The 12811-nt window shown below is 66.2% G+C and carries 14 protein-coding genes; all 14 read right to left on the reverse strand.

Annotated features, from left to right (window positions below; genetic code table 11):
* Positions 1-9: 9 nt before the first annotated feature.
* The 14 genes from WEF05_09900 to WEF05_09965 all read right to left on the reverse strand — a co-directional run bounded on the left by WEF05_09900 (position 10) and on the right by WEF05_09965 (position 12796).
* A complete protein-coding gene (locus tag WEF05_09900) occupies positions 10-507 on the reverse strand; it encodes a shikimate kinase (GenBank protein MEX1102194.1) in 498 nt (165 codons plus the stop codon).
* Positions 504-1658 carry a chorismate synthase gene (gene aroC, locus WEF05_09905; protein MEX1102195.1) on the reverse strand — a complete coding sequence of 385 codons (1155 nt, stop codon included), beginning with the start codon at positions 1656-1658 and terminating at the stop codon, positions 504-506. Before aroC ends, WEF05_09900 begins: the two co-directional genes overlap by 4 nt.
* A gap of 156 nt (positions 1659-1814) precedes the next feature.
* Positions 1815-2393, reverse strand: a complete 579-nt coding sequence (locus WEF05_09910; GenBank protein ID MEX1102196.1) for a hypothetical protein — start codon at positions 2391-2393, stop codon at positions 1815-1817.
* Positions 2393-3058: a type 4a pilus biogenesis protein PilO gene (gene pilO, locus WEF05_09915; GenBank protein MEX1102197.1), complete on the reverse strand. Its 666-nt coding sequence runs from the start codon at positions 3056-3058 to the stop codon at positions 2393-2395. The genes WEF05_09910 and pilO overlap by 1 nt, the downstream gene beginning before the upstream one ends.
* On the reverse strand, positions 3055-3690 hold the full coding sequence (locus WEF05_09920) for a hypothetical protein (protein ID MEX1102198.1): 636 nt from the start codon (positions 3688-3690) through the stop codon (positions 3055-3057). The genes pilO and WEF05_09920 overlap by 4 nt, the downstream gene beginning before the upstream one ends.
* Positions 3687-4745, reverse strand: a complete 1059-nt coding sequence (gene pilM / locus WEF05_09925) for a type IV pilus assembly protein PilM (protein MEX1102199.1) — start codon at positions 4743-4745, stop codon at positions 3687-3689. The genes WEF05_09920 and pilM overlap by 4 nt, the downstream gene beginning before the upstream one ends.
* Before the next feature lies 1 nt (position 4746).
* Entirely contained in the window at positions 4747-4950 is a 204-nt protein-coding gene (locus WEF05_09930) for a helix-turn-helix domain-containing protein (protein MEX1102200.1), read from the reverse strand.
* A gap of 298 nt (positions 4951-5248) precedes the next feature.
* Positions 5249-6028 (reverse strand): prepilin peptidase, encoded by a 780-nt coding sequence (locus WEF05_09935; protein ID MEX1102201.1) that lies wholly within the window; start codon positions 6026-6028, stop codon positions 5249-5251.
* A 49-nt stretch (positions 6029-6077) separates the two neighbouring features.
* Positions 6078-7574, reverse strand: a complete 1497-nt coding sequence (locus tag WEF05_09940; GenBank protein MEX1102202.1) for a hypothetical protein — start codon at positions 7572-7574, stop codon at positions 6078-6080.
* Positions 7575-7591: 17 nt separating this feature from the next.
* Complete coding sequence (locus WEF05_09945) at positions 7592-8089, reverse strand: type II secretion system protein (protein MEX1102203.1); 498 nt, start codon at positions 8087-8089, stop codon at positions 7592-7594.
* Positions 8073-9560, reverse strand: coding sequence for a PKD domain-containing protein (locus WEF05_09950; GenBank protein MEX1102204.1), 1488 nt, complete (start codon positions 9558-9560; stop codon positions 8073-8075). Before WEF05_09950 ends, WEF05_09945 begins: the two co-directional genes overlap by 17 nt.
* Positions 9561-9703: 143 nt before the next feature.
* Complete coding sequence (locus WEF05_09955) at positions 9704-10207, reverse strand: type II secretion system protein (GenBank protein ID MEX1102205.1); 504 nt, start codon at positions 10205-10207, stop codon at positions 9704-9706.
* A 236-nt stretch (positions 10208-10443) separates the two neighbouring features.
* A complete protein-coding gene (locus WEF05_09960; GenBank protein ID MEX1102206.1) occupies positions 10444-11655 on the reverse strand; it encodes a type II secretion system F family protein in 1212 nt (403 codons plus the stop codon).
* Positions 11648-12796: a type IV pilus twitching motility protein PilT gene (locus WEF05_09965; GenBank protein MEX1102207.1), complete on the reverse strand. Its 1149-nt coding sequence runs from the start codon at positions 12794-12796 to the stop codon at positions 11648-11650. Before WEF05_09965 ends, WEF05_09960 begins: the two co-directional genes overlap by 8 nt.
* Positions 12797-12811 lie beyond the last annotated feature (15 nt).

Here is a 12811-nt window from a genome sequence, read left to right on the forward strand (position 1 = left end):
GCTCCCGCTTCACGCGCTGCCTCGCAGCTCCTGCTCGATCGCCGCCGCAACCGCTCCCGGCGTGCCGCTGCCGTCGACCACGTGCGCGGCGAACTCCCGGTAGGCCGGCTCCCTCTGGGCGAGGAGCAGCTCGAGATCACCTTCTTCGTGGATCAGCGGTCGCTCGGCCGCGGGCCGCACACGGCGTTTCAGGATGTCGATCGGGACGTCCAGGAACACCACGTGGCCCGTGGCACGCAGCGTGACGCGGTTGGCCGGCTCGATCACGACGCCGCCTCCGCACGCGACCACGCTCGGATCGTCGGCCGCCGCCTTCGTCAGCACCTGCGCTTCCAGCGCCCGGAAGGCCGGCTCGCCCTCGTCGGCGAAGATCGCCGTGATCGACTTGCCCGCCTCCCGCTCGATCTCGTGATCGAGATCGACGAACGGAACGCCGAGCCGGCCCGCGAGCTCCGCGCCGACGACGCTCTTGCCCGACCCGGGCATGCCCACGAGATAGACGATCACGCGAGCGTCTCCCGGTAGGACTCGAGGTTGCGACGGGTCTCGCCGACGGAGTCGCCGCCGAACTTCTCCAGCACGGCGTCGGCGATCACGTACGCGGTGGCCGCCTCCCCCACCACGCCACCGGCCGGGACGGCGCAGACATCGGTCCTCTGCTTGATCGCGACGGCCTCCTCGCGGGTGACGATGTCCACCGTCGACAGGGGCTTGGGCACCGTGGAGAACGGTTTCATCGCGGCCCGCACCCGGATCGGCTGACCGGTGCTCATCCCGCCCTCGATCCCGCCGGCGCGCATCGTCCTGCGGGTCAGCTCCCCACTGCGCGAGACGATCTCGTCGTGCGCCTTTGATCCGAGCCGGGCGGCGAGCGCGAATCCGTCCCCGACCTCGACACCCTTCACGGACTGGATCCCCATCAGCGCGAGCGCGAACCGGGCATCGAGCTTGCGGTCGTAGTGCACGTGCGAGCCGAGGCCGGGCGGCGCTCCGTACACGAGGACCTCGAACGTGCCGCCGATCGTGTCCCGCGACTTCCGTACCGCGTCGATCTCGGCCACCATCTTCTTGGAGACCGTCGGGTCGAAGCAGCGAACGGGCGACGCATCGATGCCCTCGAGGTCCTCGGGCCGCGGTGGCTTGGCGGTCGCGAGAACCGCGACCTTGCCGATCCTCACGATGTGGGACAGCACCCGGATCCCGAGATCGGCCAGGAACGCCTTCGCGAAGCACCCGACCGCTACGCGCGCCGCCGTCTCCCGAGCGCTCGCGCGCTCGAGCACGTTGCGGACGTCGTCGAAACCGTACTTCTGGACGCCGACGAGGTCCGCGTGTCCCGGCCGGGGCCGCGTGAGCCGGTCATCGGGGTCGATCTCGCCTTCGACCCCCATCAGCTCGGAGTACTTCGCGTCCCACTCCTTGTTCGGGATCACCACCGCGATCGGGCTCCCGAGGGTGCGACCGTGCCGGACGCCCGTGAGGATCTCGAACAGATCGGATTCGAACTTCTGTCGGCCGCTGCGCCCGTGCCCGAGGCGGCGGCGGGCCAGCTCGTCGGCGAGCTGCTTCGGGGAGACGGGCACACCGGCCGGCAGCCCCTCGAGGGTGGCCACGAGCGCCTGCCCGTGGGATTCCCCGGCCGTCAGCATCCGCAACATGCGTCTCATCATAGGGAGTGAACAGGGGCGACGACCCTCGGAAGTCGCGTGGCGGCGTGCCTCCGGACATGGAAGAGGGCGGCCCCAATGGGGCCGCCCTCGAACCGGCGACCGCTCCCCCCGTGGGCGGAACGCCGGTGACCTTTGCTCCGTTCGCTACTTCGGAGCGTCCGAACAGAGGCGGAACGACTCGTCGCCGTACACGAACGTCGCGCAGCTGCTCGTCGTGTCGATCGACCGCACCTCGTAGTTCTGGTCGAACGTTCCTCCGACCGCCTCGTCGTAGACCTTCCCCTCGACATCCACGGTCACCCGGGGCGTTCCCCCGCGTGTGTAGACCGTGGTGAGGGTCACCTGCTTGCCGGCGACGTTCGAGCTCTGGTCGTCCGCGGGCTTCGCCGGATCGGTCTCCGGGTCCGCCGTGGTCTCGGTCGAGGTCGGGCTCGTCGTCGTGGTCGCCGTCACGGTCGGAGAGGGAGCCAGTTCCGGTGGCGTCGAGAATGGGTCGCGCCCGCTGAAGTTCACGACCTCCTTCGGCGACTTCGTCGGCGTCGGCGAGGCGGTGGTCGGCTCGGGCTCGGGAGCACCGCTCGCAGGAACCGGAGCCGGTGTCGGTGCCGCCGTCTCCTCGTCTCCTCCCCCGAGCACCTGCGTGACCAGGAAGAAGGCGACGGCGATCCCCGCGATCACGCCGAGGATGATCAAAGCCCGTCGGTCGCGCTCGGTCATCGCCATCAGGCACCTCCCTCGGTCGCGGGTTCAGCAGCAGCGTCTTCGCTCGGACCCGGGACGGAGTTCGGCCCGGCACTGATGTCCGTCGTGAAGAACTCAACGGTGAACTGCCCGGTGAGCTCGGCCGTCGTCGCGGTCGTGGTGTCTGTGGCCGTCTCTTCCGTGGTCGTCTCCTCCGTCGTCGCCGCGGTCGTCGTGCCCCCGGTCAGCGATACCGACGTGACCTTCGCGGCTCGAGGGAGCGTCTCCAGGTTGTACAGGAACTCCTCGAGCGCGAAGTAGGTTCCGCTCGTGTCGAGCGTGACGATCACCGTCGAGTACTCCGCGCCCTCGGCCGCGACCGGGTTGGCGGTCGAGATCGACAACGGATCGACACCCGCGCGGTCAGCCGCGCTCTGCAGTAGCAAGATCATCCCGGGCTGGTCTTCCGTCGGCGGGATCATCGTGCCGATCTGCCGGATCTTCTCGTTCGTCACCGGGGCGTCCTCTCTCGCCGCCTCGAGTTGAGCGAGCGTCAGCTGCAACGAGGTTTCCTGCTGCTCCGCTTGGTCGAGCTCATCCTGCTTCTCCGAGACCTGTGCTCGCTTCGGCATGACGAGGAAAAAGATCACGAGCACCGCGAGTAGAACTCCGGCCACGGCTGCGATGAGCGGCGCACGCTTGTTCACGCGATCTCCTCAACTTCCCGGCCGCGTTCGGTAACGACGTCGTCGGTCAGGTCCGCCGAGCTGGAGAACGTGTACTGCCTGCTCCGCGGCGACGTTTCCGTCAAAACGGACGAGAACGGGTTCACCCAGCCATCGACCTGCGTCTGCCTCGTCAGCCAGACCGTAGCCGCCTCGAGGTTGGCCACGGTGCCCGTGAACGTCAAGGTGCCGATGATCCCCGTGTCCGCGAGAGTGGGATCGACGACGGTCGCCGCCGCGCCGGTGGCCGCGGTGGTTCCGCTCAAGTTGTCGAGGACCGCGTCGGGCGGGATCACGCGCGAGACGTCCAAGAGGATGCCCGACCACGCGACCTCACCGGCGAACACCTGCGCTTCGAGCGCCTCCTTCTCCGCGAGATCGGTCTGTAGATCGCCGAACTCCTGCAGACTCGCGATCTTCGTCTGAAGGGCGGCATTCGTTTGTTCCTGCGCCGCGAGCTCGTCCTCGACGCTCGAAAGGTTCATCGTCTGAAGCACGTAGTACGCACCGATCAGCACGAGCACACCGACCACGCCGAGGATCACCAGGGCCGTTCGCTGCCGCAGCTTCTGCCGCTGTTTGATCTCGGGGGGGAGGAGGTTGACCTGGCTCACTTGCCTCCTCCTTCCGGGATCGCAAGGCCGACCGCGGTGGCAAGCACCGGCTCGGCCTCTCCCATCGCCGCGTCGGAGAGCTTGAGCTGAGGTCGCACGGTTCCGAACGCGTGGCCGCGTTCGACCCGGACGGGGATCCGCTCCTGCAGCATCTCGAGGAAGCCCTCGAGCTTCGAACCGCCACCGGTGACCAGGAGGCGGCCCACACGAGCGCCGGGGACCTGTGCCGTGTAGAACTCGAGCGACGAGCGAACCTCGTCGACGAAGGCGCTCGCTCGCGTCATCGCGACGCGGTGCACGTCGTCGAACGACGGGGCGCCCTCGAGCTCCTCGCCCTTCTTCACGCGTTCGGCGACGTCGTCCTCCAGCCCGAGGTCGCGGGCGATCGTGCTCGTGACGTCCTTGCCTCCCGACGGGAGGATCCGTACGAAGCGCGTGATCCCGTCCGCGTGGACGCAGATGTTCGTCACGTCTGATCCGACGTCGATCACCGCCTCGTCGCCGGGCGTCTCGAGCTCCATCCCCGCCTCGGCACTGCCGATCGACCGAACGAGGGCGAACGGGATCAGATCGAGACCGATCGGGACGAGCTTCGCGCGGTCCACGGCGTCGACAAGGGCCTCGACCATCCCCTTCTGGGCCGCGACGAGGAGGATCCGCAGCATCTTGCGGTCCTCCTGCTCGAACTCACCGAGCACGTCGAAGTCGAGCACGGCCTCGTCGACCGGCATCGGGATGAACTCCTGCACCTGGAATCCGAGGGACTCGCGAAGTTCCTTCTCCGGGAGCCACGGAAGGGCGACCTCGCGGACGACAACGCGTTGGTTGCCGACACCCAGCACGACCTGGCGTCCCTTGAACCCGCCGCGGCTCCACAGTTCCTTGAGGGCTTCACCGACGATCTCGGGATTGCGAACCTCACCGTTCTCGACGGCACCGACCGGCAGCGCGACCTGGGCGGCGCGCACGAGGGACGGAGGGTTGCCGCCGCCGAGCTCGACCGCCCGAACGCTCGTCGAGCCGATGTCGAGTCCGATCCGGGTCCGTCGCGGCACGCTACTCGCCCTCCACCCAGACCGAGCGCTCCGAGAGGTAGCGTTCGATCTCCGACTCCCGGATCCGGTAGTTCTTGCCGACACGGATCGCCGCCAGCTGCCCGCTCTTGATCAGGCGGTACACGGTCATGTTGGACACGCGCATGATGTCCGCCACTTCAGCGACGGTCAGCAGGCGGTCCCCCACTCCGGACTTCTGGCTCACCGGCTCCGTCTCCACGTGTGGCTCGGGCGCCACGTCGGCAACACTTGCAACATCACGCTCAGATCGCCTCTCCGACGCTCCTGAGCCACAAGCTCACGGAACGTAGCCGTCTGCCACAGATCGTGTCAATGCGGTTCATCTCTGTACCCTCGGCAATCCGAGCGTAATTACGTAGGTGTGATTCCCAAGTGCCCCAAAGATTCACACAGGTAACGACAATGCTCTCCCCCGACAGACCTGCGGCGGGGTGGGCCGATCGGGTGATGCGGCGCGGTCGACGGGCGATGGCCCGAAGGGATCAGCCCGGCAGGGTCAGATCGAGGTAGGCCCTCGAGATGGGTTCGGCGAAGAATGCGGCGATCATCGCGCCGGCCGCGAGGTAGGGCCCGAACGGGATCGCCTGCTTCCGCCCGAGCCCGATCAGCAGCGCGACGATCGACCCGATCCCCCCGAGCAGGATCCCCACGCCGGCCGCGACCCCCACGTAGCGCAGGCCAAGAGAGCCAAGCACGAGGCCGATCAGCGCCACGAGCTTCACGTCGCCCATCCCCATGCCCCGGGGGACAACGACCGCGATCAGCAGCAGCGCCCCCCCATAGATGGCGAGCCCGAACCCCGCTCGGGCGAGGTCGACGGGCGCTCCGAACAGCCGGGCGATCACCAGATACACGGGGAAAACGATCAGCGCCGGATAGGTGATCAGGTTGGGGATGATCCGGTGGCGGATGTCGATCACAGCGATCGGCGGCATCAGCGCGAGGAACAACGCCATCATCACCGCCACCCACAGATCGTCGAAGACGAGCGCTGCAGCGACGAACAGCCCGGCGGTCCCGAGCTCCACGATCGGATAGACGACCGAGATCCGTGCGCCGCACGAGCGACATCGGCCGCGAAGGAGCAGCCACGACACGACGGGGATGTTGTCGACGTTCCGGAGCTCGGCGCCACACGAGGGACACCTCGAGCGCGGCGCGACGACAGACTCCCGGTTGGGGACGCGGTGCACCACGACCGTAAGGAAGCTGCCGATCGGCAGGCCGAACAGACCGAAGATGATGGCTCGTAAGGTCGTCATCGGGACGGGAGCCTATTCGGTGATGCGGCTCCAAGGTGGGACCCGGCGTCTAGAGGCAGGCCCAGGGGTCGCTCGTCGGCCGGCACTCGTTCCACAGCGTCTGCTCGAGCCCGGTGCCGAAACCCAGGATCCGTTCGATCCGGGAGTTGTAGACGATGTCGAATCCGTTCTTGATGTTCATCGAACCCGCGTAGAGGGCACCCTCGGCCGAGTTGGAGGAGTTCTTGAAGGCCATCTTCCCCGGCGTGTACAAGACGCCGGCAACACCGTCGTCGGGGTCCGTGGAAGTGCCCGAGTCGAACACGACCGAGTTCTTCCCGTAGATGCTGCAGTCACCGCCGTTCGTCGTGCACGTCGTCCCCGTGGGTGGCACGTAGAGCGAGACGATCACGACCGTCACCCCGGGCACACTCGTGCTGATCGTGCCCGTGTTACCCAAGTCGATCGGCGCGTTCGTGATGATGGTCAGGTCTCCTCCGAGCGAGAGACCATCCAGATCGATCCGCGTCGTCTTGCTCGGCTGCGTCTGCCAGATCGCGAACGAGCCGGACATGTCCGATTTCGAGACCGCGTTGAACTGCGTCACCGCGGTCGCCGAAGTGTTCGTCGCTCCGCACGTCCCGCTGCTCGGGTAGCAGTTCAGCGACGGGTAGTTCGTCGGGTCAAAGGTGAACGCCGGCAGCGGAACCACGGCGGGGGGCTCGGTCAGGGTGCGCGGCTGGGCCGGTAGATTGGGTACCGACGAGGTGATCGTGCCGCAGGCGGTTGCCTGACCCTCGACCGTACCGCCGGTGATGTTGTAGAGCGCCTGCGTAGCGCACCCGGGACTCACGCTCGACGGTGCGGAGGCCTTCGCGTCGCCTTCGGTCCTCGCGCCGTTGCTCATCGCGATGCCGGGCTCACCCCCCGTCCAGACACTGCCTTCCTTGTCGGTGCATTCGTGTCCGCTGGGGAACGTGTGGGACTTGAGCACCACGGAATTGTTCGCCATCGTCACGCCCCCGTTAGCGCTGAGCACGCTGCCGCAGATCGTGGTGTTCTGGCCGATCGTGACGCTGTTCGTGGCGTAGATGTCCCCGGCGATGTTCTGGTCGTTCTTGACCTCCATGTCGGACGCGGAGAACAGGGCGTAGCGGAACGTCGGGATCGGCTCCAACAAGATCTGCACCTTCCGGATCTGTCGCGCACCGGTCATCGTCGGGTAGTACCCCACGGATTCGATCTCGACGTCTCCGGCGCCCACCGTGCGCCAACTCACTTGGTACTCGCCGTCCTGACCGTCGATGGGCGTGCAGACATCCACCGGATCGTCGACCGCACAGTCCGAGGTCGCGGCCCGGTCGGCGGTGAGCCGGCCGATCGCGTCGTTTAGTCCGGATTCGGCTACCCCGAGGGTGCGCGACCAGCGCGCACCGTTCTCCGCAAGGTTGAACGCGGCGTTGCCCGCTGAAAGGGCCACGACCATCAGCAGGGTCATCACCGTCAGCAGGATGATCGCGGTCACGAGGGCGAAGCCCTCTTCCTCGCGTCGAAGCCTCGAGAGCATGGTGTCCGATCCCTCCGTTAGGTGGTCGTCGCGTTGCGCAAGAAGACGTCAGCCTGGATCGGCACATCCTGCGTGTGCGTATCCAGGTCCAGCGAGATGTCGACCGAGAGGTCGTCGGGATAGGTGAACACCTGGTCCGAAGCAAGTTGCGAGAGCTGCGGTACCGCGGTGCCCCCGTCGACCGCGCGGACCAGCGTGTAGGGGGCAGAACCCCCCTGGACGCGCCACGAGATGTCGTGCGGGTCTCCGTCGATGTAGGTGTCCACGTCGATCCGGCTTGCGGTGCTCGTCCCCGCGTCGACCGATACTCCCTGGCGCAGATCCTTGGTCAAGCGCTGCAGTGCGATCTGGCCGTCGCCGAGCACGTCGCGGCGGTTCGAGATGATGCTCGTATCCTTGAACGCCCTCATGGCGACCCCCAGAACGGCGGTCGTGATGATGCTCATGATCATCAGCGTCACCATGACCTCGACGAGCGTGAACCCGCCCTCCCGGGGATCAGACCGAGACGACATTGCTGGCTCCACCGATATTGCCGGCGAGATCCTGGACGACGACGTAGAACTGGTAGTCGGTCTGGTTGTTCAGACCGCTCACTCGGCACTTCGGCTGTGGGCTGCCTTCCGTCACACAGGTGACCTGCGAGTAGGGCAGGTTCGGCGGTGTCGTCGCGCGCTGGTAGACGAGATATCCACCGAAGTCCGCGGGGAGCGGTGACGGGGCAGTCCAGCTCAGCACGGTCGAGAGGTTGTTGACGGCCCTCGTACCGATCAGTCCCGTCGGCACGGCCGCTGGAGCTCCAGTGTCGAGGAGGATCGAATCTGACGCCGTCGCGCCGTGCTTGCCCAACGAGTCGATGAACCGCACGTAGACGGTCTTCGTCCCGTCTCCCGACGTCAACGTATACAGTGGGGAGGTCGCGTAGGTCAGAGCGGCACCCCACGTCAGTCCGTCGGTCGACAGCTGCATCTGAGTGGCACCAGCTGAGGACAGGTTCAATGTGACCTGGGCCGAGGTCGTGTAATCCTGCCCATTCAGGATCGAGATCGTGCCGTTCGGTCCGCCGTTCCCGCCTCCGCCTGCCGTGGAAACGGTGACCGTGCAGTTCGCCCCGGCGTTGGACGCGGTGGCGCCGTCGTCGTCGTAGACGGTGTTGCTGATCTGATAGGTCCCTACACCGGCGTAGGTGTGCTGCTGGTCCACGCCGCCGTCGGTGACCGAGGCACCGTCACCGAACTCCCAGTCGATGCGATCGATCGTGCCGTCGGTGTCCGACGCGCTCGCTGTCAGGTTCACGGTGAGGGCGTTCGCGGTGATGTCCGGACAACCCACCGAGGGCCCCTGATTCGTCGACGATTCGGGTACGACGTAAGGCACCTCGCCGTTCGAGAACAGGGACGAGATCTTCAGCTGTCGGGCGAAGGGCTTGGGGTTGTCCCAGGTGACGACCGCGGTGACTCGCTTGAGGTCTTCGGTCGATCCGCCGTCATCCAGATCGACCCACGTGACGTACACGTACACCTCGAACTCGGTGTTCCCTCTGGAGAACGGATCCTGCACGTGCGTCAGCTGAGGCGTGCCCGGCTCCTCGGGCGTGACGATCAACGGCTCGTAGCAGGTGCTCCCACCCCCGACGCACGCTGCGCCCGTGGGATTGTAGGTTTGGGCATCCTCGTCAACCCAGAAATCGGGATTGCTCTCGTTTGCCGAGTGCGGCACTTCGCCTCCGACGAGCGAATCCTGGTTCAAGGCCAGAGCTTCGTAGTTGAGGGATCGCGCGAACTCCATCTGCTCCTCAGCGCCGGCTTGCGCCGCGAGTCGCTCGCGGGCGAGTCCACTCGTCGTGAGGCCGTAGCCGAGCGCCTGGGCGACCGCAAAGGCGCCCACGGCGAGGATCATGCCCGCGACCATCCCCTCCACGAGGGTGAATCCACGCTCGTCAGCGTGAAGGCGGGCGTGGAACCATGTGAACAGGGATCCGCGCATACGCAATACGATCAGCCTCTCTGAGCCTCTCTTGGCCTTATCGGCCCAGGTCCCACGGAACTGAAGGCGCCGAAGCGGAAGGGAACGAAGAGAGGCGGCCCTCGGGCCGCCTCTCTTGCGTTCCTTCCTTTTTCCGTTACGACCTACGAGAACGACGGATCCGCGACGTTGGCCTCGTCAGCCGCGGCCCAGGCACCTGTGCAGGTCCCGCTGTCGGCGTAGAACGTGCCGGGCTCCGCACCGCCACCGGTCCCCGCCGTGTCGCGGATGTGGTAGCACGTCTGCGAGTCAGACAGCGCGGAGGCACCGAACGTTTGTCCAGCACCACCGACGGCCGAGACATCGAAGCTGACGACCGTTGGTCCGGTGGAAGCGCCCGCTTGGTAGTCCAGCGACCCTTCCGCGTCTTCCAGGGACGAAATCGTCACTGGCGTGTACGTGTTGTTGTCCGTGTAGATCGTCTTCGCAGCGGCCAGGCCGTTACGAAGGCTTGACTGCGCTGCCCGGTTCTGGGCACGCTGCCTGGCGCCGAGGAAGGTCGGCAGAGCGATGGCGATCAGGATGCCGATGATCAGAACGACCACCATCAGCTCGATCAGTGTGAAGCCTTCCTCGTCACGGCGCCGCTCTCTGAGGCGCTGGATCATGGAGACTCCCCCTTTCGAGGACTCCGTCGCGGATCCCGATGACCCGCGCTCTGCAAAAGGTGTCGGCCCCACGCCTTCCTGGCTGTAGTTGGCCTCAGGCGGATTTCCCAATGCAGCGGAGCCCATGCCCCGATAGTCCGAACGAACTACCAGCAGAAGGACAAGTTCTTGCAGCACACCGAAACACACGCATGCCCGCCCCCTGAGGGAACGGGCCCAGCGCGCTGCAATCGGGACTACTGGATCAGGTTGATGATGTTGAACATCGGCATGTAGAGAGCGATCACCGCGGCTCCGACCGCACCACCGATGACCGCGATCAAAAGCGGCTCGATCAGAGACGTCAGAGCGTCGACCGTTGCCTTGACCTCTTCCTCGTAGAAGGCCGCGACCTTCTCGAGCATCGTGTCGACGGCGCCGGTCTCCTCACCGACCGCCAGCATCTGCACCACCATCGGCGTGAACACCGCGTGCCTACCGAGCGGCTTGGCCATCGACTCACCCTCGCGCACGGCCGACTGCACGTCGGTGACGGCGATCGCGATCACCTTGTTGTTCACGGTGTCGATCACGATGTCGAGGGCCTGGAGGATCGGAACGCCCGACTTCAGCAGCATCGCAAGGGTTCCGGAGAACCGCGCCATAGCCGTCTTGTGGAACAGCTGGCCGAACACCGGGACGCGCAACTTGAACTTGTCGACCACGAGACGTCCTTGCTCGGTCTTCTTGTACTTATTGAGACCGATCCAGAAGCCGATCCCGGCGATCAGGAACATCCACCAGAAGGTTCGGAGTGCGTTCGACGCGTTCAGCAGGAGCTGGGTCGGCAACGGGAGCTTTCCACCCAATTGCGCGTAGATCGTCTCGAACTGAGGAACGACGAAGAGCAGCATCGCGCTCATGATCAACATCACGAGGATGACCACGACGACGGGATAGGTCATCGCCGACTTGATCCGCCGCCGGAGCTCGACCTCCGACTCGATCTGGTCCGCCAGTCGCAGCAGCACCAGGTCGAGCACACCGCCCATCTCGCCGGCCGCGACCATCGCCGTGTACAGCTCGTTGAAGCACTTGGGGTGCTTCTCCAGGGCCTTCGTGAGCGAGGAGCCTTGCTCGACATCGGTGCGGACCTGCACGAGGATCTTCTCGAGCTCGGAGTTATCGGTCTGGTCCGCGAGGATCGAGAGGGCGCGCAGGATCGGCAGTCCGGAGTTGATCATCGTCGCGAACTGGCGGGAGAAGACCGACAGGTCCTTCAGCTTCACGCGGCCTGGGCGGAGGTTGATCTCCATCTTGAGGCCGGCCTTCTCCTTGTTGACCTCCAGCGGTGCGTAGCCCATCTCACGCAGCTTGTTCAGCGCGAGGGACTCGCTGTCGGCCATCATCGTCCCGGTGACGACGTTGCCGGTCTTGTCGCGGACCTTGTAGGCGTAGGACTCAGGCATACGGCGAACCACCCCCCATCGGTGCACTCATCGGTGTTCCGCCGTTGGCGCTGTAGCCATCTTGAGGCGGTGGCATGCCGCCGCCGCTCCCGACGAGGCGCTGGAGCTCCTCGGGGTCATGGCAGCGCTCGAAGGCCAGCTGCTGGCTGATCTTGCCCGCCTTCAGCAGCTGCGACAGGGACATGTCCATCGTCTGCATCCCGAACCGGCCGCCCGCCTGCATCACCGAGTAGATCTGGTGGACCTTGCCCTCGCGGACGAGGTTGCGGACGGCGGGGGTGGTGACGAGCACCTCGGACGCGACCGCACGGCCACGGCCGTCGGTCGTCTGCAGCAGCTGCTGGGTCACGATGCCCTGCAGGGTCGTGGCCAGCTGCACCCGCACCTGCTGTTGCTGGTGGGGCGGGAACACGTCGATGATGCGGTCGATCGTCTGCGGGGCGTCCTGCGTGTGGAGCGTGGCGAACACGAGATGACCGGTCTCGGCCGCCGTGATCGCGGTGGAGATCGTCTCGAGGTCGCGCATCTCACCAACCAGGATCACGTCGGGGTCCTGGCGCAACACATGCTTGAGCGCCGGAGCGAACCCGTGCGTGTCGGTGCCGACCTCACGCTGGTTCACGATGCACTTCTGGTGGCGATGGAGGAACTCGATCGGGTCCTCGACCGTCATGATGTGCCCGGAGCGTTCCTTGTTGACCACGTCGACCATGCCGGCCAGCGTGGTCGACTTCCCCGAACCCGTCGGACCGGTGACGACGACGAACCCACGCGGGAACCGTGCGAGATCGGCCACCACCGGTGGCAAGCCCAAGGTGTCGAGCTCCTTAATCTCGTAGGGGATCAGCCGGAACGCGGCCCCGATCGAGTCGCGCTGGAAGTACACGTTCACGCGGAACCGGGCCTTGCCCGGGAGCGCGTAGGACATGTCGAGCTCGAGCTCCTGCTCGAGCCGCTCCCGCAGTTTCTGGGGGAGGATCGCGTAGATCATGCCCTGCAGCGACCTCGGGCCGAGCACCGGATACTCGGCGAGGCGCTCCAGGTCTCCGTGCAGGCGCACCGTCGGCGGCGCGCCCGCGGTCAGGTGCAGGTCCGAACATCCCCGCTCGAGGACCGCCTCGAGCAGCTCAGGGATGGGCACCTGCACATCGTCGTT

The organism is Actinomycetota bacterium (assembly GCA_040881665.1).
Classification (GTDB): domain Bacteria; phylum Actinomycetota; class UBA4738; order UBA4738; family HRBIN12; genus JBBDWR01.